Annotated in this window: 19 protein-coding genes and 3 pseudogenes; 10 read left to right on the forward strand and 12 right to left on the reverse strand. The window is 68.1% G+C overall.

Annotated elements, in window-relative coordinates; all coding sequences use genetic code 11:
* The first annotated feature begins 36 nt into the window (after window positions 1-36).
* From ACZ69Q_RS30345 to ACZ69Q_RS30360, 4 genes are read left to right on the forward strand one after another with little or no spacing between them, the layout of a single operon-like run.
* Window positions 37-1257, forward strand: a complete 1221-nt coding sequence (locus tag ACZ69Q_RS30345) for an aminotransferase class V-fold PLP-dependent enzyme (RefSeq protein ID WP_471047699.1) — start codon at window positions 37-39, stop codon at window positions 1255-1257.
* Between the two features lie 17 nt (window positions 1258-1274).
* Window positions 1275-2576 (forward strand): ABC transporter substrate-binding protein, encoded by a 1302-nt coding sequence (locus ACZ69Q_RS30350; RefSeq protein ID WP_471047701.1) that lies wholly within the window; start codon window positions 1275-1277, stop codon window positions 2574-2576.
* Between the two features lie 2 nt (window positions 2577-2578).
* Entirely contained in the window at window positions 2579-3559 is a 981-nt protein-coding gene (locus ACZ69Q_RS30355; RefSeq protein WP_471047703.1) for a carbohydrate ABC transporter permease, read from the forward strand.
* Window positions 3556-4392, forward strand: a complete 837-nt coding sequence (locus tag ACZ69Q_RS30360; RefSeq protein WP_471047704.1) for a carbohydrate ABC transporter permease — start codon at window positions 3556-3558, stop codon at window positions 4390-4392. The genes ACZ69Q_RS30355 and ACZ69Q_RS30360 overlap by 4 nt, the downstream gene beginning before the upstream one ends.
* Window positions 4393-4510: 118 nt before the next feature.
* Here the strand turns inward: ACZ69Q_RS30360 and ACZ69Q_RS30365 are convergent, their stop codons facing one another.
* Window positions 4511-4927, reverse strand: coding sequence for a peptidase inhibitor family I36 protein (locus tag ACZ69Q_RS30365; RefSeq protein ID WP_471047706.1), 417 nt, complete (start codon window positions 4925-4927; stop codon window positions 4511-4513).
* 324 nt (window positions 4928-5251) lie between these two features.
* Complete coding sequence (locus tag ACZ69Q_RS30370) at window positions 5252-5629, reverse strand: MerR family transcriptional regulator (RefSeq protein ID WP_471047709.1); 378 nt, start codon at window positions 5627-5629, stop codon at window positions 5252-5254.
* Between the two features lie 124 nt (window positions 5630-5753).
* Between ACZ69Q_RS30370 and ACZ69Q_RS30375 the strand changes: the two genes are divergently transcribed.
* Window positions 5754-6830, forward strand: a complete 1077-nt coding sequence (locus ACZ69Q_RS30375) for an alkene reductase (protein ID WP_471047711.1) — start codon at window positions 5754-5756, stop codon at window positions 6828-6830.
* On the opposite strand, the gene ACZ69Q_RS30380 is transcribed toward ACZ69Q_RS30375, so the two are convergent.
* On the reverse strand, window positions 6809-7069 hold the full coding sequence (locus ACZ69Q_RS30380; RefSeq protein WP_471047714.1) for a hypothetical protein: 261 nt from the start codon (window positions 7067-7069) through the stop codon (window positions 6809-6811). The two genes, ACZ69Q_RS30375 and ACZ69Q_RS30380, sit on opposite strands and share 22 nt — an antisense overlap.
* A 182-nt stretch (window positions 7070-7251) precedes the next feature.
* Between ACZ69Q_RS30380 and ACZ69Q_RS30385 the strand changes: the two genes are divergently transcribed.
* Entirely contained in the window at window positions 7252-8328 is a 1077-nt protein-coding gene (locus ACZ69Q_RS30385; RefSeq protein WP_471047716.1) for an LLM class flavin-dependent oxidoreductase, read from the forward strand.
* Window positions 8329-8389: 61 nt separating this feature from the next.
* Here the strand turns inward: ACZ69Q_RS30385 and ACZ69Q_RS30390 are convergent, their stop codons facing one another.
* From ACZ69Q_RS30390 to ACZ69Q_RS30400, 3 genes and pseudogenes are all read right to left on the reverse strand, one after another.
* Window positions 8390-9193, reverse strand: a complete 804-nt coding sequence (locus ACZ69Q_RS30390; protein ID WP_471047717.1) for a peptidoglycan-binding domain-containing protein — start codon at window positions 9191-9193, stop codon at window positions 8390-8392.
* Window positions 9194-9237: 44 nt separating this feature from the next.
* A complete protein-coding gene (locus ACZ69Q_RS30395; RefSeq protein WP_471047720.1) occupies window positions 9238-9831 on the reverse strand; it encodes a carboxypeptidase regulatory-like domain-containing protein in 594 nt (197 codons plus the stop codon).
* A 94-nt stretch (window positions 9832-9925) separates the two neighbouring features.
* Window positions 9926-10243: pseudogene (locus ACZ69Q_RS30400) on the reverse strand (HAD-IB family hydrolase); the annotation flags it as partial.
* 742 nt (window positions 10244-10985) lie between these two features.
* On the opposite strand from ACZ69Q_RS30400, the gene ACZ69Q_RS30405 reads away from it, so the two are divergent.
* The gene (locus tag ACZ69Q_RS30405) at window positions 10986-12983 is read left to right on the forward strand and encodes a hypothetical protein (protein ID WP_471047722.1); all 1998 of its coding nucleotides are present in this window, start codon (window positions 10986-10988) and stop codon (window positions 12981-12983) included.
* 202 nt (window positions 12984-13185) lie between these two features.
* On the opposite strand, the gene ACZ69Q_RS30410 is transcribed toward ACZ69Q_RS30405, so the two are convergent.
* From ACZ69Q_RS30410 to ACZ69Q_RS30420, 3 genes are all read right to left on the reverse strand, one after another.
* Window positions 13186-14490 carry an MFS transporter gene (locus ACZ69Q_RS30410; protein WP_471048251.1) on the reverse strand — a complete coding sequence of 435 codons (1305 nt, stop codon included), beginning with the start codon at window positions 14488-14490 and terminating at the stop codon, window positions 13186-13188.
* A gap of 318 nt (window positions 14491-14808) precedes the next feature.
* Window positions 14809-15966 carry an endonuclease/exonuclease/phosphatase family protein gene (locus tag ACZ69Q_RS30415; protein ID WP_471047724.1) on the reverse strand — a complete coding sequence of 386 codons (1158 nt, stop codon included), beginning with the start codon at window positions 15964-15966 and terminating at the stop codon, window positions 14809-14811.
* 23 nt (window positions 15967-15989) lie between these two features.
* A complete protein-coding gene (locus ACZ69Q_RS30420) occupies window positions 15990-16667 on the reverse strand; it encodes a M15 family metallopeptidase (protein ID WP_471047726.1) in 678 nt (225 codons plus the stop codon).
* Window positions 16668-16754: 87 nt separating this feature from the next.
* On the opposite strand from ACZ69Q_RS30420, the gene ACZ69Q_RS30425 reads away from it, so the two are divergent.
* Both ACZ69Q_RS30425 and ACZ69Q_RS30430 read left to right on the forward strand, forming a co-directional pair.
* Window positions 16755-17450 carry a response regulator transcription factor gene (locus tag ACZ69Q_RS30425; protein WP_471047728.1) on the forward strand — a complete coding sequence of 232 codons (696 nt, stop codon included), beginning with the start codon at window positions 16755-16757 and terminating at the stop codon, window positions 17448-17450.
* A 10-nt stretch (window positions 17451-17460) separates the two neighbouring features.
* Window positions 17461-18555 carry a sensor histidine kinase gene (locus tag ACZ69Q_RS30430; RefSeq protein ID WP_471047731.1) on the forward strand — a complete coding sequence of 365 codons (1095 nt, stop codon included), beginning with the start codon at window positions 17461-17463 and terminating at the stop codon, window positions 18553-18555.
* A gap of 97 nt (window positions 18556-18652) precedes the next feature.
* Here the strand turns inward: ACZ69Q_RS30430 and ACZ69Q_RS30435 are convergent.
* From ACZ69Q_RS30435 to ACZ69Q_RS30445, 3 genes and pseudogenes are all read right to left on the reverse strand, one after another.
* Window positions 18653-19804 (reverse strand): annotated as a pseudogene (locus tag ACZ69Q_RS30435) (NAD(+)/NADH kinase); the annotation flags it as partial.
* Window positions 19805-19926: 122 nt separating this feature from the next.
* Window positions 19927-20349 carry an SRPBCC family protein gene (locus ACZ69Q_RS30440; RefSeq protein WP_471047734.1) on the reverse strand — a complete coding sequence of 141 codons (423 nt, stop codon included), beginning with the start codon at window positions 20347-20349 and terminating at the stop codon, window positions 19927-19929.
* A gap of 215 nt (window positions 20350-20564) precedes the next feature.
* Window positions 20565-21185 (reverse strand): TetR/AcrR family transcriptional regulator, encoded by a 621-nt coding sequence (locus ACZ69Q_RS30445; protein ID WP_471047736.1) that lies wholly within the window; start codon window positions 21183-21185, stop codon window positions 20565-20567.
* 112 nt (window positions 21186-21297) lie between these two features.
* Between ACZ69Q_RS30445 and ACZ69Q_RS30450 the strand changes: the two are divergent.
* Window positions 21298-21456: pseudogene (locus ACZ69Q_RS30450) on the forward strand (alpha/beta fold hydrolase); the annotation flags it as partial.
* Between the last annotated feature and the right edge of the window lie 586 nt (window positions 21457-22042).

A 22042-nucleotide genomic window follows, 5' to 3' on the forward strand; every position in this document is an offset into this window, starting at 1 on the left:
CTTCCGTGGACCCGCCCTGCCCAGATGTGGAGTCCTGTGAGCGAGACCGAGGTGACCACCGCGCCGCGCCCTCTGCTGCTGGCCGACGGCCGGCCCGCCGACCGGGCGTGGTCGCTGGATCCTGCCCTCAAGCACCTGAACCACGGCTCCTTCGGGGCGGTTCCGCTGGTGGCTCAGGAACGGCAGGAACTGCTGCGCGTGGAGATGGAACGCTCACCCGTCGTGTGGTTCCCGGCGCTCCCCCAGCGGCTCGCCGCCACCCGAGTCGAACTCGCCGACTTCCTGCGCGTAAGCGCCGGCGACCTCGCCCTGGTGCCGAACGCCAGCGCCGGCGCGAGTGTCGTCTACGCCGCCCTCACCCTGCGTCCCGGCGGGGAGATCGTCGTCACCGACCACGGCTACGGGGCCGTGACGATGGGCGCCGAGCGGCTGGCGCGGCGCTGGGGCGGCCGGATCCGTACCGCCCGGGTGCCGCTGGACGCGGACGAGGACCAGGCGTACGAGGCCGTGGCCGCCGAACTCGGTGACGCCACCGAGCTCGTCGTCGTCGACCAGATCACTTCGGCGACCGCGCGCCGGCTCCCGGTGGAACGCATCGGGGCGGAGGCCCGCCGGCGCGGCATCCCCGTCCTCGTCGACGGCGCGCACGCGCCCGGCCTGCTCGACGCGCCGCTCGCCGACGCGACCTACGACGTCTGGACCGGCAACCTGCACAAGTGGGGCTGCGCCCCGCGCGGCACGGCTGCTCTGGTCGCGCGCGGCCCGCTGCGCGAGCGGCTCTACCCCCTCATCGACTCCTGGGCCGCGGCCGATCCCTACCCGGACCGCTTCGACCAGCAGGGCACCATCGACGCCACCGCCTACCTTGCCGCACCGACGTCCCTCGCCTTCGTCGAGCGCACCTGGGGCTGGCCCGCCGCCCGCCGCTACATGGATGAACTCGCCGACTACGGCGCCCGCGTCATCGGCACCGCAGTCGCCGAACTGACCGGCGCGGACAGCGCGGTCGACGTCGGCATGCCCGTTCCCGGCATGCGCCTGGTCCGCCTCCCGGACGGACTCGCCGCCGACCGCGTCGAGGCCGACGCACTGCGCGACCGGGTGGCCCTCGAACTGGGCGTGGAGGCGGCCTTCACCAGCTTCGACGGCATGGGCTACATGCGCCTGTCCGCCCACGTCTACAACACCGCCGCCGACTACGAGTACTTCGCCGAGGAATGCGTCCCCGTCCTCGGCCAGTGGGCACGAGAAAACTGAAGGAAGAGGTCAGCACAATGAGAAGAAGGACGGCAGCCCTCGCGCTCGGCACCGCCGCCGCGATGGTCCTGACCGGCTGTTCCACCATGAGCCCCGGTGCCGACGGAACAGTCACCCTCAACATGGTCGAGAGCCTGACGAACCCGACCCGCACCGACCTGCTCAAAGACCTCATAGCCGACTTCGAGCAGCAGAACCCCAAGGTCAAGGTCAACCTGGTCTCCCCGCCCACCGAGCAGGCCGACCAGAAGCTCCAGCAGATGCTCCAGTCCGGCAGCGGCGTGGACGTCCTGGAGGTCCGGGACATCACCGTCGGGCCCTGGTCGAACAACGGCTGGCTCTACGACATGAAGAAGGACCTCGGCGGCTGGAAGGGCTGGGAGGCGATGACGGAGAACGCCGTCAAGGCCTCACAGGACGCCAAGGGCAGAACGTACTTCGTCCCGTACGGCTTCTACGGTCTGAGCCTCTTCTACCGCACCGACCTGATCAAGGAGGCCGGCTTCAGCAAGCCGCCGGCCACCTGGGCGGAACTGGTGGAACAGGCCTCCGCCATTCACGACCCCGCCAAGCGACGCTACGGCTACGCCTTCCGCGGCGGCGCCAACTCCAACAGCAACGCCACCGCCGCCATCGAGGCCTACCTCGCCGACCAGGTCGACCCGGCGAACGGCTTCAAGCTCAAGGACGGCCGTACGATCTTCTCCGCCCCCGAGGCGGAAGACGCCATGGAGAACTACCTCAAGCTCTTCAAGCAGGCTTCCCCCAAGTCGTCCGTCTCCTGGGGCTACCCGGAGATGGTCGAGGCGTTCTCCAACGGCTCCACGGCTTTCCTGCTCCAGGACCCCGAAGTGATCGCCACGGTCTCGGAGTCGAAGTCCATCTCGAAGGACCAGTGGGGCACCGCGCCGCTGGTGGCCGGGCCCGGCGGCAAGACCGTGCAGCCGCTGGCCACCGCCGGGTGGGGTGTCGCCAAGGGCAGCAAGCAGAAGGCCGAAGCGGTCAAGTTGGTCGAGTTCCTCTCCCAGGGCGAGGCGTCGACGACGTTCACCAAGAAGAACAGCCTGGTGCCCATCCTCAAGTCCGCGACCAGCGACCCCTTCTACAAGACCGGCCCCTGGTCGAGCTACGTCACCATGACCGAGCAGCCGGACAAGTACCTCGTCGTCACCCAGCCGCGCGGTGTCACCTGGTGGGCCGAGTGGCAGCAGAAGGCGGACACCGACGTGCAGAAGCTGATCCTCGGCAAGACGACGCCGAAGAAGCTGGTCGCGGGCTGGGACGCGTACTGGACCGAGAAGTGGCAGCAGGAGCAGTAGACATGTCCGTCACGTCCACAACGGCGACTAAGACGAAGGCGCCGGGCAGTGGGGAGGCCTCGCACAGGCGGGGTCTCCCCCGCGGGGGCCGGCGACGGGAGTTCACCACCCGGCGCGGTCTTCAGATCGCCGCGTTCATGGCACCGGCCGCGCTCTTCGTGGCGGTCTTCACGTACTACCCCATGATCGCGGGCGGCCAGATGGCCTTCCGGAACTGGAAGTTGACCGACTTGACCGACACCTCCTGGGTCGGGCTGAAGAACTTCAGCGACGTCTTCGCCGACCCGGTCTGGGGCACCGTCCTCGGTAACAGCGCGATCTGGGTGTTCGGTTCGATCGTGCCCCAACTGGTCATCGGCTTCGCGCTCGCGCTGTGGCTGCGCCGCCACTTCCGCTTCCGCGGCCTCTACCAGGCACTGATCTTCTTCCCCTGGGCGATCTCCGGTTTCCTCATCGGCATCCTGTTCCGCTGGCTGTTCAACAGCGAGTTCGGCGTCGTCAACGACCTGCTCCAGAAGGCCGGTCTGATCGACGAGCCGATCGCCTGGCTGGCGGATCCGAAGACGGCGATGGTGGCCGTGCTCATCGCCAATGTCTGGTACGGCGTCACCTTCTTCGCGATCATGATCCTGGCCGCGCTCCAGTCGATCCCCGACGAGCTCTACGAGGCGGCGGCGCTGGACGGCGCGGGCAAGGCCCGCACGCTCTTCCAGATCACCATCCCGTACATCCGCACCACGCTGGCCCTCACCGTTCTGCTGCGGGTGATCTGGATCTTCAACTTCCCCGACCTGATCTTCGGCATGACCGGTGGCGGGCCGAACAACGAGACGCACATCGTGACCACCTGGATGATCAAGATCACTCAGCAGGGCGACTACGGCAGAGCCTCCGCGCTCGGCCTCCTCGTGGTGGCCGCGCTGCTGGTGTTCGCGGTGTTCTTCCTCATGGCCACGCGCGAGAAGAAAGGAGTGAGGCAGTGATCGGCAAGGAGTCCACGGCCGGCCGGGCCGTCAAGTTCGCCTTCCTCGGCGTGTGGCTGCTCTTCACCGTCTTCCCCCTCTACTGGATCACCGTCACCTCGCTCAAGGCGCCCGGCGACATCTTCCAGTTCCCGCTCGCCTACTGGCCCGAGCGGTTCTCCCTGGAGAACTACAGCGGCCTGTTCGGCACGGCCGACTTCGGGACCTATCTCACCAACAGCCTCATCGTGTCCACCGTGGCCGGGGCGACCGCCACGGCGATCTCGATGCTCTCGGCGTATGTGCTGGCCCGCTTCGAGTTCCGCACGAAGTCCGCTCTGCTGATGGCCGCGCTGGTCACCCAGATGATCCCGTCGTTCATCGCGCTGGGACCGCTGTACCTGCTGATGACCGACCTGCGGCTGGTCGACAACCGCCTCGGCCTGATCCTCGTCTACATCGCGGTGTGCATCCCGTTCTGCACGGTGATGCTGCGCGGCTTCTTCGAGAACATCCCGGACGCCCTGGAGGAGGCCGCCATGATCGACGGCCTCTCGCGGTTCTCGGCGCTGTTCCGGGTCCTGTTGCCGGTGATGCGCCCGGGCATCGTCGCCGCGTTCATCTTCAACTTCGTCAACTGCTGGAACGAGCTCTTCCTGTCGGTGACGCTCATGAACAGCGACAGCAACAAGACCGTCCCCACGGCCCTGAACGGCTTCATCTCCAGCTTCAACATCGACTGGGGCTCGATGTCCGCGGCGGCCGTGCTCACCATCCTGCCCACCATGCTCCTGTTCGCCTTCGCCAGCCGCCACATCGTCCAAGGCCTCACTTCCGGGGCGGTGAAGGGCTGAAGGACAGCCGCTTGACGCATACGGAGATCGCCGTCGCGCCCCTTGGCGTCGCCGCAGTGAGCAAGGTGAAGTTGCCCCGCTACGACGACGCCGTCCTCTCGCGAGTCCCTGAGTGCGGTCAGTCGTAGACGCAGCTACTCACACCGGACGGCAACTGACGGTACGAACTCACCTTGTTGCGCCAGGAGACAGGGAGGTTGACATGGCCGCCAGGGGCGATGCGCACGTAGTTCCCGCCGTAGTCCCTGTCCCAGTAGACGCAGATGTTCCGGCTGGAGTGGTTCGCGACGGAGTTGGCCCGGTCGTTCCACCCGTACTCCGTCAGATACGGGTTGAACCTCGGCTCGTTCGAGTCGGAGTAGATGTCGCCGACCGCGTTGTTGTCGTCCCACATGCACCACGTGGCGGACGGGCAATCGGACCAGGCGTCCGCACCGGCAGGCGACTGCTTGCCGGCCGAGGCGACCGCACCGCCGCCGACCGTGAAAGCCCCGGCCAGCACAACGGCCCCCAGCAACCGAGCAACTTTGATCATCAGCTTCCTTCCCCGTGAGCAGGCGGCATCCACGGGGCGGAAGCCCCGCCCAACGATCGAATCCGCACAGACCAGTGCCTGAGCTCCACCTGCGGCTGATGCGACGCGGGCCTCATCGGGTGCCGGCCGGCACCCGTTACACGTGAGCAACGCGATCCAGCCACCGCTTTCGCCGACCCAGCGCGGGGTCACAGGACCACGTGGACAGGAATGCTTCCTGCGGGGAGATGCGCGCCCCGGGTTCTGCGGCCGGGGCAACGCCATACGGCGACCGTTCGCCCGAGGCACCGCCGAACACCTCGGCGACGGCCCGAACCCGAGAGGTCAGCGTGTCGCGGTCGGCCTCAGGCTCTTGCGGTGGGCCCGGTTCGTGGCCATCAGTACGTCGAGCGCGTCCCGAGTGCGGACAAGTTCCTCGATGTGCGCGGAGAGCCGGTCACGTTCCTCGGCCATCCGTTCCAGCGCGGCGTCGGACGTGGCCTCGCTGGGTGAGTCGACACAGGGCAGGAGTTCGGCGATGGTCCGGCTGGACAGACCTGCCGCGTACATCCGCTGGAGGAAGGTGACCCGCCCGACGTGCTCCTCCGTGTAGTGCCGCTGTCCACTGGCGCTGCGAGTGCTCGTGAGCAGGCCCTGTTCCTCGTAGTAGCGCAGGGACCGGACGCTCACTCCGGCCCGTGCCGCGAGGTCGCCGATTCGCATGCCGCCCTCCCTGCTGTGATCTGGGGCACAACCCTTGCCTCTGACGTCAATGTCAGGTTCTAGCGTAACCGTGTGCCCGACCAGGGCACGACGCAGCACGCGGGACAGACCAAGGAGACATGACGTGACGACCCTTTTCACCGGCTACCGGCTCGGCGAACTGGCGCTGCCCAACCGAGTGGTGATGGCCCCGATGACCCGGGTCCGGGCCGCCGCCGGCGGTCTCGCGACGCCCTCGATGGCGCGCTACTACGCCCAGCGGGCCACGGCCGGCCTGATCGTCACCGAAGGGGTGCAGCCAAGCCTGATCGGCCAGTCCAACCCGGGCACTCCGGGCCTGCACACCGACGATCAGGTGACCGCGTGGCGCATGGTGACCGACGCGGTGCACACCAACGGCGGCCGGATCTTCGCCCAGATCATGCACGGCGGACGCGTCTCGCACCCCGACACCACCGGAATGCAACCCGTCGGCCCCTCGGCCGTGGCGGCCGTCGGCGAGGTCTTCACCCCCACCGGACCGCAGCCGGCACCGACCCCGCGTGCCCTGGACACGGCCGAGGTGCCCGAGCACGTCCGGTCGTACGCGGACGCCGCGCGCCGGGCCGTGGACGCCGGCTTCGACGGTGTGGAACTCCACGGCGCCAACGGCTACCTGATCTCGCAGTTCCTCTCCCCCAACGCCAACCTGCGCACGGACCGTTACGGCGGCTCCGTGACCAACCGGATCCGGTTCGCCGTCGAGGCGGTCACCGCGACCGCCGAAGCCATCGGCGCGGAGCGGACCGGAATCCGCCTCTCCCCCGGTGGCCCCTTCTGGGGCATCGAGGAGACCGACGTCCCCGAGCTCTACACCGCGCTCCTGACCGAACTGTCGCGGCTGCGCCTGGCCTACGTCCACCTCGAGGCCACGACCGAGGAAGAGACACTTCTCGGACTGCGCCGGACCTGGCCCGGCACCCTTGTGATGAACCCGGTCCTGCCGATGGGCCCCAAGCAGACCGGCCACGCCGACGCGGATCACTGGCTCAATCTGGGAGCCGACCTCATCAGCTTCGGGCGCGCCTTCATCGCCAACCCCGACCTGGTGGAACGTCTGCGCACCGGCCTCCCGATCGCCCCCGCCGACGACACCACGTACTTCCAGGGCGGCGACAACGGCTATCTGACCTACTCGGCCTACCAGCACTCCGCGGCGTGAGGAAGGCCGCGCCGACGCCTGTCGCCGGTCGTCGCGGCCGGCAGGTGTACGGGCGGGACGTGGCCGTTGCGGAAGCCGCGCGCACTCTTGTCGTCCACTGCGACTGTGGTGGCCGCGTCCGGATCGCCACCGGCCAAGTCGGCCGGCCCACCTGGGCAGACCCGCTCCAGCACCCGGCGGATGGTCGCGGCACTGGGCGCGATACGCGCCGCGAGGGCGCCGACGCAGACTGACGACACATCGAAGCTCCGTTGCAGGCAGACGACTTGGGAAGGTCTTCTGCATCAACGGGGTTTCGTTGCATCAGGCACGGCCACCCCGCCCTGCGACGCTACAAGATCACGCGACTGGGCAACGGCCCCGCGCCGGGGCCTGCCATGCTGAGCAGGTTCGAGTCGATCCTCACACCTCGGAGGTTTTGATGCGTGCAGGCGTCGTTGTCGCCGCGCAGCCCGGTGTGGAGGACCTCGCCGTGCGGGCCGAGGAGTTGGGCTTGCACAGTTTCTGGGTCAACGACACCCCGATGGTCCACGGCGACCCCTTCGTCGCGCTGAGCCTGTGCGCGAAGGCCACCAGCCGCATCCGACTCGGCATCGGCGTGACCTCACCGGCACTGCGCTCGGCCCCGGCCACCTCGAGCGGGCTCGCCAGCCTCAACGCCCTGGCACCGGGCCGGATCATCTGCGGAGTCGGCACCGGAAACACCGCCCGGCGCACCCTGGGCATGCGGCCGACCACGGCGGCCAGGCTGGAGAACTTCACCGCCGCACTGCAGGACCTGTGCGCCGGACGTTCGACCGAGTACCGCGAAGGTGACCGGGTCCGCGACATCCGGTTCCTGCACGCCGGGGCGCAGGTGAACACCGCCGACCCGATCGAGTTCGTCGTGGCCGTGCTCGGGCCGAAGGGCGCCGCCGTCGCCGGCCGCCGCGGCACCGGCCTCATCTCCTTCGGCCTGCTGGACCCCACCGCCTGGCAGGCGCTGCACGACACCCGCCGCCACGCCGCCCAGGGGACACCCGGCGACCCCGACTCCCACACGGACTCCCGGGCGGACTCCTACGTGGTCACCTCGCTCCATCTACTCCACGAGGACGAGGACCCCCACGGCGACGCGGCCCGGGACGCGACGGGCCACCTCGTACTGTCGCTGCTGGCCTTCGCCGCGGACACTGCCGCCGACACACCCGCCTTCGCCGAGCAACTCGGCCCCGAGGAACGCGAGGCGGTGCGGCGGCTCCTCGACCGGCGCGGCACTACCGCGACCGCGCCGGACCGGCACACCAAGCTCTACCCCAACTACCTCGGACGCATCGCGCCGCAGGACCGGGACCTGGTTCTGCCCTCGCTGATGAACACCCTGGCCCTGGTCGGCACCCGCGACGACCTCCTCGCCCGCATCACCACCCTGGAACAGGCCAGCGTCGACGAACTCCTCATCCAGCCGGTGATCGACCCGCCCACCGAGATGGCCCAGCTCGCGAAACTCCTCACCTGAGCCGACCCGCACGCCGCACGTCCTTGACCCGCACACCTACAAGATCACCTAGACCTTGCCCTCAGAACTGCGGGGCGTGCTGGACGTGCACGACAGCTCCACTTGGGCCGTAGGTCAGCACGGTGCCCTCCCATCGGCCGAAGTCGAGGCCCTCCCCGGCTGAGCCCCTTGTGTACCGCTGGATGGCAGTCGAGGCCCGGACGGACGTGTTCAGCGTCTGCGCCATGCGGGAGCAGAACACGTTGCCGTCGCTGTTGCCAGGACCGATGAACGCCACCGAGCAGGAGAACAGGTCCACGCCCGCGGCGAACTTGCTCTTCAGCACGGCAAGTCGCGGAAGGTTGGCAGTAGACAGGTTCTCCTTGCAGAACTCCACGAAGGCGGGCGCGCCATGGGCCATCAGCTTGAGGCGAACACGCTCCGCGGTGTGGTCGGCGGTGTGGGCGGAGCTGTCCAAGAACCACTGCAGGGGCGTCTCGGCGTCGACCTCGATCACTGTGTCACCCGCCGGCTTGTTGCCGGTCAATCGCACGTCCCGGTACACGAGGCGATGCGGGCGGAACGCACCATCGCCGGCAACGAGTTCGTCCGGGAAGGCGTCCGGCGCCCTGAAGAATCCCTTGAGCGCTTTGAAGGTGTTCCTGCCAGGCTCGACAAGCCCGTCCTCGAAGCCGAGTTGCAAGAGCTGGAAGCGGCGGATCGCCCCAATGGTCTTCGGGCCGACCAGACCGTCCACGTCCAGCGCAGGGGCCGGTCCGCCCGCCGCCGAATCCACGTGGTTGAGCAGCATCTGGACGGTGAAGACGTCGTCGGAGTCGTTTGCTCCGCCTTCACCGACGCTCTCGGACAAGTCCCGAACACTCATTGCATGCTCCGTACGTGTCTGACTACTGCACGCCAACTGGTCATCTAGCCCTTTGCCTTGAAATACTCCTGGAGCTCTCGCTGGATCCCCTGGAGCACGTTGCTGGTTTGCTTCAGACTTGACAGGCGGGACTCTGCCGTTCGCGCGTAGTCCTCATCCTCCAATTCTGCGGCGAACAGATACCCGCTAAGAGCGTCCATGGCCGTTTCTCGATCGACACCATGACCGCTCTTGAGCAAGAAACGATCCAATGGACCGTCATCGCCAGCCATCACATTGGCGACTACCGAGGGATGCCAGTCTTCAGCATTGGTAAGCGAATGATGCGTATCGAATCTCACGGTGACCAATTCGCCCTTGGGGATCTCCACACTCCAGCGACCCTCATCGTTGGTATAGCCCTTGCCGATGAGACTGCGATCGCGATAGACACTAACTTTGATCATCGCGATCGGCGCGTTATCGATGACTGCCCGCACTTGCCCATACATGAGGTTTTCCTCACACGCGCTGTCTGTCATTCGCAGTAATAGTGGCCAGAAACCATCCTGAACCGGCCTGCCGCGCCATCCCCAAATTCCAGTATCCCCTGGATGTCGCGGTTCGCAACGCGTGTTGAAGGCGGAGAGTTCATGCACGATGCTCCTGGCGTCGATGGACCGGCCCGAGGTCCCGCCGCGGCCGGCCGACTGTAAGCGTTCGTCGCGCAGGGGCCAGCCGACGAGGTCGTACCCCCTCGGACGCGGCCAGCTCCCTGATCGCCCCGCCTTCGTCGGCCCGTACGCGTAGCACTCCACCTCGCTGGTGAAGCAGCCGTCCTCCCCGACGACCATGCCGGTCGCCACCACCCGGTCCGCGCCGAGCAGTTCACCGATCGGCTCGACGACCTCGGCTCCGTACGGTGCCCAACGCGGCCCTCCGGTTGATCAGTTCGCCTTCGTAGAACGACTTGCTGAACGTCAGCGTGCTCGACTTCGCGATAACCGTCTTGCCCAGGTCGAAGAAGGCTGCTGTGAGCAGCGAGCAGTGGTTTTCCACGAGCCCGAGCATAGGCGCCCGCCATTCGGCGTAGGGTGAGGCGCGTGTGATTGCCTGAGGGGGATCTCGGGTAGACCATGGACGCATCGGGTCACCCGGATGGCGTAGGCCGCCTGAATGAAAGAAGGCGGCTCCCTGCTGCAACAGGAGGCCGCCTGGAGTGGCTTATCACAGGTCCCTAGAAGGGGGAGAGCCCTCTCCATGTCTCATTCTACGACGGATGGCCACGAAAACCCATCCGACCCGTCGCAAGTCCTGCCGCCGCGGCTGACTCAGCATCGGAATCTGCTGGTCAGCAGCGTGTTGGCCGTGGCCGGAGTTCTCTGCGTGCTCGTGTTCGCGGGGGTTCTCGGTGCGGAACAGACATCGGCCGCAGCCGCGATTGCAGGGGTCGGCACGGCAGCGGTATTGGCAATCTGCAATTGGCAGGGCCGTGGCGGCAATTCCGGTCGTCGAGACCGAGAATCGCTTCCGCCGAATTAGTACGCGCCGCCAGTCTCGCAATGTGAGTGAGTTCCCCGGACCGACGCCTATCAATTCAGGTCCGGGGAATTTCATTTTCAGGAGCCCTAACATGCGCTTTCAATGACCAAGGTGCAGTTGTCACCATCCGACCTCGCCGAGCGCCGCCCCGGCATCGGCAGGCAACGCTGGGAGGCAGATCGGCTTCTCAGACCAGTGATCATTCAAAGGCCCCTGCCGATGACAGGATGTCCGCCGAGGAGCCGATGGGCGAGGTCACGGGGAGGCATCGGTGACAGACGTAGCGCTTGCGGTGCTGGACGATATGCCGTGGGAACGGCTGGAGTCTGCGCTCGGGCATACCCAGGTCAAGGAGATGCGGCGCGCTCTGCGGCGCCTGGCGCTCAAGGGGCAGGCGGCGACCGAGGCGGACTGCGCGCCCCTGTTCGACTGCTTCGCGCTGGGCGCCGGGCATGTGCCCTTCCTCGCGACCGCCGTGCTGCCGTTCGTCGTAGCTCTCGCCGGCCATCCGCATATGGGCGCGCGGGCCACACTCGTCCAGATGCTCGCGGGCTTGTCCGGTACGGCTGCCGATTCCGATCCGGGACTGGTGGACACGGAGTGGGGCGAGGCATGGCGGCGGCACCGGCCCAGTGTCCTGGCGCTGCTCGCGGACCCCCGGCCCGAGGTGCGAAGGGAAGCCCTGCCGCTCGCGGACGAGGTCGACCTGTTGCTGGCGCGGTGGCACACCGAGGCGGATCCGACGGTACGGCTACCCCTGCTGCTGGCACTGGGGACCGCGGCGGCCGGTTCCGCCGACGATCCCGGGACCGTGGCCCGAGTGCGATCAGTGGTGACCGAGGTGCTGCGAGGCGACGCCCCCGTCATGCGGGTCGCAGCCGTGCACGCTTGGGCTGCGTTCGATCCGCAGGCACCGGTCCGTGAGACGGGCCTTCTGTTGGAGGTCCTGTCCGACCCGGCTGTGCGCCCGCAGTTCGAGGCCACCTGGTATGTGCCGGACGTCGACAGCGCCTTCACCCGTGAGGACGTCGTCTCCTGGACGGTCCGGCTCTTCGAGGGCTCGCCGCAGAGGGCACTCTCCTTCATCGTCCAACTCATCGATACGGCACGCCGGAACGGGGACACCCCGCTGTGCCGGACCGCCCTGGACGAAGCCTGGCAACTCCTGATGGCACGGCCGTCCGCAGCATCCACCCTGCTGCCGCTCGCGGGCGCACTGCTCGCCGCCCCCGACGCCGATGTGCGGTACCGGGCGGCCCACCTACTCGCCGTGCTCGGGGAGCAAGCGGCGGCCTACGCCGACGAGTTGGCCGCCCTCCTGGACGACCAGGGCGAGGCCGAGTTCCTTGAGGGCACTGTCGGCGACCAAGCCCGCTGGGCATTGACCCGCCTCGGCGACCAGCGCGCCCTGCCGGGGCTGATCGAGCGGCTGTCTGCGCCGTATCGAGGTCAGTACTCCCGCGGGTACTGCGCGGGCGACCCGCACTTGCCGGAGGTCGAGGACGTCCTGACCCCGCTGCGGGCGCACGCGGAAGTCCTGCTTCCCGAGGTGCGGAAGCTACTGCGGGACGACGCAGCGGGGAGTGGACTGACCCGCCCCTTCCTCGAAGTGCTTGCGGCATGGGGGCCCGCCGCGGCGCCGGCCCTGCCGGAGGTGGTGGCCCGGCTGGACGACACCCGGTACTCACTTGGTGCGGTCGACGCGCTGGTGTCGATGGGACCTGCAACGGCGTCCGCCGAGCCCGACGTTCGCAAGTGCACGGTCCTCGACTTCCCCGGCAACCATCAGAAGATTGCGTGGGCTGCCTGGCGCCTCGGCGGCGACCGCGATACGGCCCTGCGGCTCATCGGCGAGGCGGTGCTCAACGAGGAGGAACCGCTCTACGGTCCCGTCGGCCTCCTCGGCGACTTCGGCCCGTCGGCAGCGAAGTACGCCGACCGGGTACGGCACGTCATGGAGCACGGCGACACCTGGGTGCGGCTGCGGGCGGCGATTGCGCTGTGGTCGATCACGGGCCGGCCGGAGCCGAGTGGGTCCGTCGTAGAGGAATGCCTCCTTCGCCTCGCCGATGGCGACGAAGCCTACGGCCACTTCCTGGACGCGCTGCGGGCCCTCGCCCGGATCGGCACGGTCTCTCCGGCGGTGCGGGCGACCCTCCGTTCGGTGCGGGGGTCCGACCGTCGGCTGTCGGCGTATCAGGACTACCGGGCGGTTCTTCAGGACGAGGAGATCCGCTCCGCGATCGACAGCGTCCTCGCCTTGCCGTGACAACCGGCCGGTGGGGGTGTCGGGACCGGCGCCGTGCGCGAGAAGCGTTCGAGGGGGCAATGCGTGCAAGGCTCGTCGCCGGAGGCAGGTGAGGGCACGCTGCCGCCGCCTGCCGACCACAGGGGTCGGTTCTCGGCTGGGTTGTAACTGCGCTGGTGTGAGGCCTACGGCGCTGACGGAGTTGTGTCGGCGATCGAAGCCGTCACGCGGACGGAGTCGCAGTCTCCGGAGGGGAGGGAAGCGTTCGTCCCAAGCGGGCGAGTGGGGACACCGCCATCAACACCGGCGACAGCAGCATGCCTGCGGCTGTCACCAAGAGGCTGGTGCGGGTTCCCCACGCTTCCGCGAGGAAGCCGCCGAGCAGTGAGCCGAGTGGGGTGAGACCCAGGCCGACGAAGTTGATCGTCGCGGCCACGCGGCCTTGCATCCCGTTCGGAGTGACGGTCTGCCGGACGGCCATGACCGTGACGTTCACGAGTTGACCGAAGATCCCGAAGACGAAGTTGACCGCGATGAGCGCCGGAACGGTCACCGCCAAGGTGCCGTGCAGTGTGGGCACCAGCAGGAACGCGCCGTCGCCGAGTGCTGCCGCGGACACGAGCACGGCGCCATGTCCGAAGCGGCTCGGCAGGCGGGCGGCCAGCAGCGAGCCCAGGAGCGCGCCCGGCCCCGTCGCCGCGAGCGCCAGCCCGACAGCGGTGCCCGACAGGTGCAGATCCCGCGGCAGGAACAGCAGATAGACGGTCATCACGGCCGCGAAGAAGAACTGGAAGGCGGCTGACGCGAGGCACACGGTCCGCAGCGAGCTGTCGTCGGCGACAAATCGGAGGCCCTCATGGATCTGCCGCCAGATCCCAGGGGATCCTTCCAGGCGTTCAGGGATGGATTCGCGGCGCCTGATCCGTCGGATCGACATGAACGACAGCGCGAAGAACACCGCACTGGACGCGGCGGCGATCGGCGCCGACAGTACGGACACCAGCGCACCGCCGAGGGCGGGACCGCCGATCTGCGCGGCGGACCGGCTGCCCTCGAGCGCGCTGTTGCCGCGCACCAACTGATGGCGTTTCACCAGCCGTACCAAGGACGCCTGGTATGCCACGTCGAAGAACACGGACAGAGCTCCGACGGCGAAGGCGACCACGAACAGCGCCGGCATGCCGAGCGCACCGAGGAGGCCGGCAACGGCGGCGGCGCCCAGCGCCAGGGCCCGACCGGCGTCGGTCAGCACCATCACCGTACGGGTCCGCCACCTGTCGACCCATGCGCCGACGAAGAGCGACAGCAACAGGATCGGCGCCTGCCCCACCGCGCGCAGGAGGCCCAACTGGCCGGCACCGGCGTCGAGCGTCAGGACTGCGAAGAGCGGCAGAATCACCAGGCTTGCGTGTTCGCCGAGTTGGGAGGCCGTCTGGCCCACCCAGAGCCTGCGGAAGTCGCCGTTGCGCCACAGGCTCGGCTGAACAGGTCGACCGGAATCGGATACGACGGAGGAAGCGGACGGCACAGGACCCCTCGGATGACCGAAGACGAGACCCGCCAACCGGCGCACGACAGGTGCACCGACCATCTCAGGCAGCGGGAAAGGAAGACTCGCTGTGCCGCGTATCCAGGGCAGCACGCGATGACAGGCCGCGTACGGCCTCAAAACGTCAACGCGCGCCGGGACGACCGACCATGCCTTCACTCCTCGTGAGTCACTCGCTGCGCAAACAGTAGCTCCCGCCCGGCAGGGCACGAAAGGTGATTAGGGAGCCGGGGAAATGGATGGATTGGTCCGACTGTTCGCGCCGCCCCACCGAGGCTCAAGGCCATGGCTCGCTGGTCACCAGGTGATTCCCGCCGCCACCGGCAGGTGGTCGCTTTCGGTGGCAGGCAGCACCCACGAGCTCGCCGGCTTCACGCCGCGGACCAGGATCTGGTCGATTCGCGCCACCGGGAACTTCGCCGGCCAGCTAAAGCCGAAACCGTCCCCGGCCGCCTTCTGGACCGAGTTCAGTTGTGACGTGATGCCGGCGAAGGCGCGGTCGTCCACGGTGCCGTTCAGGTCGCCGAGCAGTACCACCCGCTCGTTGCGCTCGGCGGTGAGCGCGTCGGCGAGCGCGTCCGCGTTGCGGTCCCGGCTGTCCGTCCAGAAGCCGTTCCTGGGCATCACGCGTACCGACCCCAAGTGGGCCACGTAAACCGCCAGCGGACCCTGGTCCGTGTCCACCGTGGTGCGCAGTGCCCGGTTGTAGGTCATCTTGACGTCGTCCGGCTTTGAGTCTCCCAGCGGCCCGACGTCCTGCTTGATGTCGACCGGCCGGGTGTCCGACAGCGGCAGCTTGCTCCACAGCCCGACCGTGCCCAGCACCGTGTGGTGCGGGTACGTCTTCGCCAGCACCTTCTCGTACGTACCGCGGGCCTGCGAGGTGATCTCCTGCAACGCCAGCACGTCCGCCCCGGAGGCGGCCAGGTCACGGGCGGTGGCGGCCGGGTCGGGGTTCTCGGCCCCGACGTTATGGCTGACCAGGGTGAGGTCGCTGCCCGGGTGGGACTTGTCGACGAGCAGCCCGCCGAAGAGGCTCACCCACACCACGGACGGCAGCAGCAGTGCGACCAGCGCGGAGGCGGACCGGCGCCACAGCGCACCGGCCAGGAGCACCGGAACGAACACGCCGAACCACGGCAGCAAGCTCTCCACCAGACTGCCGAGGCCCGCGCGGTCCGTGATCTGCGCGTGCAGCAGCATGAGCAGGCCCAGCAGCAGCGCCGACACCGCGAGTATCCGGCCGCGCTTCCAGGGACCCGGCCGGGACACGACGCGGATCGCACGGCGGATGCGTGCGTGCCGGGTTCCGGTTCCTGTCTCCGGGGTCCGCGAACTGGTTCCGGTGTGCGGGGTCCGGGTACCGGTTCCTGTGTCCGGGCGCCGCGTACCGGGCCCGGCGTCCGGTCCGCCGGCTCCGCCCTGTCCGGCCTCCCCCGTGTCCACCTGCGTCATCGCCGTTCCTCGCTCGCTGTCGGTCACTGCTGCATCCTCGGGTCCTGGGTGGGGTCGGCATACATACGCGGGCAGCCGTGATCGATCGCCTCGGTGCGCAGTTCGTAGTGCCAGGGTTCGTTCCGGTAGACCTGGCACAGCCCGTACTCGGCGCCGTGCCGGGACAGCCATGCCGTCGCATCGGTACGCCCGATGTCGACCGCGTCTCCCGACACGTGGGGAGATGTAGTCGCGGTGGCCACCCATCGGGCGGCCTCGCCCTCGGACCCGTATTTAGCGACCGCCTCGCGAAGGAGCTGATTCTGGTACTCCGGGGACCGCCAGCCGCCGTTGACGTAGAAGTCGACTCCGCTGTCCGCGGCATCCGTTGCAGCCTGACGGAGGGCCTTGAGCAGCTCTGCATCGAGGTGGGCCACAGCCGGCATCGCGTCATCGAACACCGTCACGCCGTCAGGTACGGCACCGTCGGCCTCGCCGAGCGGACCTCGGTGCTCACTGCGGCGCGTATTCGAGGGTGGCGGGGCCGAGGAGGGCGCGGAGGCCGTCGAGAAGGACGCGGACGAGAAGGGCGGCGAGGACTTCAGCGTCTGGTAGCCGAGGGCTGCGGTGATCGCCGCTATGACGGCGATGAGGCCGACGAAAAGGAGCGGCCATCGAATCCGGCGGGGCGCTGTTGGTGCTAATCGTGGTGTTCGAGACATGTTGCCAGTCAAGGCAGTGCACTGTTGCCCGCGCGTATGCGGTTTTCGATATGCCGACGATATCCGCCGGCTCCTAGCATGAATCACATGCGTGTGTTGATCGTCGAGGACGAGCCCTATCTGGCGGAAGCCATCCGTGATGGCCTACGGCTGGAAGCCATCGCGGCCGACATCGCGGGCGACGGGGACACCGCGCTGGATCTGCTGAGCGTCAACGCCTACGACATCGCCGTCCTCGACCGCGACATCCCCGGGCCGTCCGGGGACGAGATCGCCAAACGCGTCGTCGCCTCCGGCAGCGGCATGCCGATCCTCATGCTCACCGCGGCTGATCGCCTCGACGACAAGGCCTCCGGGTTCGAGCTCGGCGCCGACGACTACCTCACGAAGCCCTTCGAGCTCCGAGAACTCGTGCTCAGGCTCCGGGCACTCGACCGCAGACGCGGCCACAGCAGGCCGCCCGTGCGAGAGATCGCAGGTTTGCGGCTCGACCCGTTCCGCAGGGAGGTCTACCGGGGCGATCGCTACGTCGCACTGACCAGGAAACAGTTCGCCGTGCTCGAGGTCCTCGTCGCCGCCGAAGGCGGTGTCGTCAGCGCCGAGGAGCTCTTGGCGCGGGCGTGGGACGAGAACGCGGACCCGTTCACCAACGCCGTGCGCATCACCGTCTCGGCACTGCGCAAACGGCTTGGCGAACCCTGGCTGATCGCCACGGTGCCGGGCGTCGGCTATCGCATCGAGACGCCACCACGCTCCGGACACGAGGGAGCAGACCGTGGATAGGGCGCCTGGGTTGAGCGTTCGCGTCAAACTCACCCTCAGCTACGCCGGGTTCGTCATGCTCGCCGGTGTCCTGCTGCTCGGCGCCGTGTGGGTGTCTCTCCTGCAATACGTCCCGGACGACTGGGACCGCCGAATGCTCTACGAGAATCCCAACCGCCAACTCCTCCTGCGTACCTTCGCCCCGGCGGCAGCCGCCGTAATGGCGTTTCTGCTGGTATTCGGTCTCCTGGGAGGATGGTTCCTCGCCGGCCGGGTCCTCGCCCCCCTGAGCCGCATCACCGACGCCACCCGCATGGCCACGAGCGGATCGCTCTCCCACCGAATCCGGCTACCGGGCCGCAAGGACGAGTTCCGCGAACTCGCCGACGCCTTCGACACGATGCTCGCGCGGCTCGAAGCGCACGTCGCCGAACAGCAGAGATTCGCAGCCAACGCCTCGCACGAGTTGCGTACCCCGCTCGCGATCTCGAAGTCGCTTCTCGACGTGGCACGCGCCGATCCGAACCATGACACCGGCGAACTTCTCGACCGGCTCCACGCCGTCAACACCCGAGCGATCGACCTCACCGAGGCACTGCTCCTGGTCAGCCGCGCCGAGCAGCGATCCTTCACCCGGGAACCCGTGGACCTGTCCCTCATGGCGGAAGAAGCCACCGAAACACTCCTCCCCCTCGCGGAAAAACACGGCGTCACCATCGAGACCAGCGGCGAGGTCACGCCCGCGAGCGGCTCGCAAGCGCTCCTGCTTCAGCTCACCATGAACCTCGTGCACAACGCGATCGTCCACAATCTGCCGGAGCGGGGCACCGTGTGGGTCACCACCAGCTCCGGCCCCAATTCCGTGATGCTCACCGTCGAAAACACCGGCGAAAAGCTCACCCCAGAACTCGTCTCCACACTCACCGAACCATTCCGGCGCGGCACCGATCGCATCCACACCGACCACGCGGGCGTCGGCCTCGGCCTGGCCATCGTCAAAACCATCGCTCACGCCCACGACGGAACCCTCACCCTCACCCCACGCTCCGCCGGCGGGATCCGCATCGCCGTGGAACTACCCGCGACAGCCCCGGACACCGACAGGCGCAGCACGAAGGAACAGTGAGCCGTCAGCCCACGTCGAGCGGGCGAGTGCAGGGGCGGCATCACTTGGTGCCGGCAGCGGTCGGGTCGGTGCTGCGGTACCGACCCTCGCGGCGGGTTCAGTGTCTGTCCGGAACCGTGAGCAGTGTCAGGTGCGAGAGGTCTCTGGGCGGGGGAGTCGACACGGACCACAAGGGCGCGGGGCTTCCGTCGGCGACCGCCGCCGGCGCGTCCGTCAGGTTCATCCGCTGGCGCAGGCGGCCGTAGAAGTCCATCGGCCCGAGCCGGACGGCTCGCAGCCGGCGTGGCGCGGCGTACACCCCGATCCAGTCCCCCGGTTCGAGCACACCCCGCACCTGGCCGTCGATGCTGACCGCGGCCTGCCCCGACCGTTCGAGGACGCGCAGCCCAACGGGTTCGTCGGGTGCGGTGACGATGGACCGGTTGAACGTCATGTGCGGGGCGACGGGTGTGAAGACGAGCGCTTCGGCGCGCGGTGAGACGACAGGGCCGCCGGCGGCGAAGCTGTAGGCGGTGGAGCCCGTCGGGGTCGCCACCAGCAGGGCGTCGGCCGAGTAGGAGGCCAGGAGCCGGCCGGACACGTACACGCCGACGGATACCTGGCGGTCCCTGGAGAGCTTCTCGAGCACCACGTCGTTGAGCGCGGTGACGTTCAGCGGGATGCCCCACTCCTCGTCGACCTCGCAGTCCGAACGCACCTGAGGTGCCGGAAGCAGGGGTCCTCGGCCGTACCGCATCAGCTCCTCCACATCCGCCGGTACCTCCAGGCGTCGGGAGGCACGCAGCGCGAGCAGCATGCGGCTGTCGACGCGGAGACGGTTCTCGCGCACCGCGTCCAGCGCCACCCGCACCTCGGAGACCGGTACCTCGGTCAGGAATCCCACCCGGCCGAGGTCGACCCCGAGCACCAGCGCGTCGCTCTCGACAGCCAGCCGGGCCCCGCGCAGGAAGGTGCCGTCTCCGCCCAGCGTGACGATGAGATCGGGCCGACCTGCCGCTTCGACCTCGTCGCGAGCGCTGCGCCGGCCGCCGTCGTCCCATACGTCGATGTCCGCGCACCGTACGCCGTGCTCCTCGCACCAGGCGCGGACCACATGGCCTGCCTCCACTGCCTCCGCACGTCCGCCGTGCACGACCAGACCGAGCCGGTTCACCGTCATCTCTGCCTCCGGGACTTCGTCCTCGCACGGACGGGCAGGTGATCTCGATGCTCGCGGCCCTCCCAGCCTCGCGCCCTGGGGGACCCGGTAGGCGGAGGGTGCGGCGCCGCTGGAGCTGAGCCACTGCCGAAGGCGACGCCTATCCGCACATGCGCAGTGCCCTCACGCGGACCAGTCCGAGATTCCGCCGACCGCATGCTTCGGCGATGTCGCTACACGGTGTGCAGGGGCTCCTTGAATGCCTTGCGGAACACCGGTCCGGCGAAGGGAATGATCGGAGACAGCATCTTTGCCTTGAGCGAGGTGGGATGCCGTTCGAGTTTGACGTCGACGCGGGTGCCGTCGTCCGTGGGAGTCAGGTGAAAGTTCCATCCACCCGAGCCGAAGGGCTGCGAGTCGTGCGTGGTGACCGTGACCTCATTCGCCGAAGGGTCCCATTCGTAGCGTGCGCGCTCCCACGATTTGTCATTTCCCTCGGTGACCTCGGCCCAGGTGTCTCCCCGCTCATGGACCCGGAAGTGCTCGGCGTCGATGGAGGGCCACTCCTCGACACGGGAGGGACTGAAGTTGGTCAGTACCCCCATCACTTCGGAAGGGCTCATCGAGGAGTTCACATGAAAATGCAGGGATGGCATGTCTTACTCCTTGGTTTTTCGCCGACGCTGGTTCAGAGATCCCGGCCCGGCATACCCACTTCTCAGGATGCACCTCCGCCCAGCACTGCGCACCGGCAGGTTCTCGACCTGCTCTCACGCTTTCGCAGGCTGTTTCGAGTGCTCTCGCGCCGCCCACTTTCGACAACAGCAATGATCAAGGGTGTTGGAAGCCAGGTGTCAATTGGCAGGCAGGCTCACGACTCTTGATCACTGCTCCGAAAGATCCGGTTGAGGTGGTGGTCCAGCACTGCGGCGGCGGATCGTGGGCTGCGCTGGCCGACAAGGACGCTGGTGCCGAGTCCCGCGGACATGGCCAGCAGGCCGACTGCCTCCACCTGGACGTCCACACCGGGCTCGACGAGACCCGCCTCCTGTGCCTGCCGGAGGAGCCCTGTCAGGACCTCCTCGGCGGCATCGGGGTTCCGGATGAATGGCTGGGACGCGAGCGCCGGGTCGGTCACGGCCAGCACGGCGTACGAGGTATGGACGAGGTGGAAGGCCCGGCTTGCCTCGTCGGTCGGCAGTGACGCCATCAGGAGCGCCTCGATCATCGCGCGCGGTCCTGGATCGTCCTCCCCCTCCGTCCGGGACCGGGCCGCGACGCGTTCCCCGAATCTCTCCGCCAGATGCTGCAGCCCGTAGAGCAGCAACTTCTCCTTGGTCTCGAAGTAGTACTGCACCAGCCGCAGCGACACTCCCGCCTCCGCCGCCACGTCCCGCATCCCCACCGCGTGCAGGCCTCGTCGCCCGGCCACCCGGACGAGTGCCTCGGCGATCTCCGCACGCCGCTCTGCGTGGTCCACGCGCTTGGGCATCGGCCGCCTCTCCGCTCGTCGGTTGCCCTTGTCCGGGCGCCCTCAACTCATGATGATACAGCCGTACCATCAAAGTGGTACGTTCGTATCACGAAGAATCGAGATCCCGGAGGTGGCAGTGTCCGCGACCACGACCCGCAGCCAGGCCGACGTCGGCCGCTACGTGAGCGATGCCTTGCGTAACCGCTACTTCGCAGCGTGCGACGCGGTGTACGGGCTAGGGGAGCCCCCGCTCGCGGAGGAGGACGTGGAGACCTCCTTCGGCACCACAGCCCCTATGAGCGGGGTCCTGGCTGTAGTTGTTTGACCAGGTGGAAGACCTCGCGGGCAGCCTCACGGCTCGCCACTTCCTGGCCTACGTCAGCAGATCACGGTATCCCGCAGAGCGCCGACGACAAGTCTGCGGGGCAGGCGGCGTACTGGACATTGGTCGAACTGGACATGCCCGTCCCCCTTCCGGTCCGATGGCGCGTCACGTTGCCGGTACCGGGCCGCATGGGGCGGTCAGAATCGTGAGGACGCCACAACTGATCGGCAGGCCCCTATCGGGACACGCCCCGCCGCCCGGCACCGACAACGCACCATCCCCGGCCAACGGCCGACATTGTGAGACCAGGACACTTCGGTCAGGCGTGTCATGAGTCAGACCCCGGACCCGGGACAGCACCCGCCCATCCTCCCGCCCGTCACAGCATCCCCACCCAGAAATACTGAGCATTACAGGCACCGGCATGTGGATCTCACCCGGCCCACGATGATGGGCTGTACTCTCCACTGCTTCCGGAGCTTCTACGCCTCACCGTTCGAAGCCGCCGCGGCCCCGGTCAGGAGCAGAGCCACCAACCACGTGAGCCGGG

Source organism: Streptomyces sp. NPDC036764, from assembly GCF_055609385.1.

What these genes read in the sequence shown, in the direction of transcription:
- ACZ69Q_RS30350 (WP_471047701.1), top strand. Translation starts at nt 1,275, where the DNA reads ATGAGAAGAAGGACGGCAGCCCTCGCGCTCGGCACCGCCGCCGCGATG.
- ACZ69Q_RS30355 (WP_471047703.1), top strand. Translation starts at nt 2,579, where the DNA reads ATGTCCGTCACGTCCACAACGGCGACTAAGACGAAGGCGCCGGGCAGT.
- ACZ69Q_RS30365 (WP_471047706.1), bottom strand. Translation starts at nt 4,927, where the DNA reads ATGATCAAAGTTGCTCGGTTGCTGGGGGCCGTTGTGCTGGCCGGGGCT.
- ACZ69Q_RS30370 (WP_471047709.1), bottom strand. Translation starts at nt 5,629, where the DNA reads ATGCGAATCGGCGACCTCGCGGCACGGGCCGGAGTGAGCGTCCGGTCC.
- ACZ69Q_RS30385 (WP_471047716.1), top strand. Translation starts at nt 7,252, where the DNA reads ATGCGTGCAGGCGTCGTTGTCGCCGCGCAGCCCGGTGTGGAGGACCTC.
- ACZ69Q_RS30390 (WP_471047717.1), bottom strand. Translation starts at nt 9,193, where the DNA reads ATGAGTGTTCGGGACTTGTCCGAGAGCGTCGGTGAAGGCGGAGCAAAC.
- ACZ69Q_RS30415 (WP_471047724.1), bottom strand. Translation starts at nt 15,966, where the DNA reads ATGACGCAGGTGGACACGGGGGAGGCCGGACAGGGCGGAGCCGGCGGA.
- ACZ69Q_RS30420 (WP_471047726.1), bottom strand. Translation starts at nt 16,667, where the DNA reads ATGTCTCGAACACCACGATTAGCACCAACAGCGCCCCGCCGGATTCGA.
- ACZ69Q_RS30425 (WP_471047728.1), top strand. Translation starts at nt 16,755, where the DNA reads ATGCGTGTGTTGATCGTCGAGGACGAGCCCTATCTGGCGGAAGCCATC.
- ACZ69Q_RS30440 (WP_471047734.1), bottom strand. Translation starts at nt 20,349, where the DNA reads ATGCCATCCCTGCATTTTCATGTGAACTCCTCGATGAGCCCTTCCGAA.
- ACZ69Q_RS30445 (WP_471047736.1), bottom strand. Translation starts at nt 21,185, where the DNA reads ATGCCCAAGCGCGTGGACCACGCAGAGCGGCGTGCGGAGATCGCCGAG.